At 53.2% G+C, this 231-nt stretch carries 1 protein-coding gene; it reads right to left on the bottom strand.

Annotation, left to right across the window (positions count from 1 at the left end):
* Positions 1-231, bottom strand: a 231-nt coding sequence (locus NR195_RS22855) for a hypothetical protein (protein WP_256844945.1), incomplete at both ends; no start/stop codon positions are given.

The following is a 231-nucleotide window of genomic DNA, read 5'->3' as shown; positions in this document are numbered from 1 at the left end:
TTGTAGATGAATCACAGCTGCTGGCCGAAATCATGATAATAAGCCGCTGAGACAGTCGGCAGATTATTCCTGCGGGAATAACAAAACCGCTCTTTTTTATCGGCGTTGCCGCGTCAATTACCCTGACGGCGATCCGTGTCCGGTAATCTGTCATCACGCCCGATTGACTGTGGGCCTTATTCTCAGGCCAGGCGAATAAGCGCCTGACGCCCGGTTGCAACACCGCAAGGC

This window comes from Pantoea sp. Ft-CA_14 (genome assembly GCF_024520875.1).
Taxonomy (GTDB): Bacteria; Pseudomonadota; Gammaproteobacteria; order Enterobacterales; family Enterobacteriaceae; genus Pantoea; species Pantoea agglomerans.
Note: the sequence above shows the minus strand (reverse complement) of the source record. Positions and strands in the feature narration are given on the sequence as shown.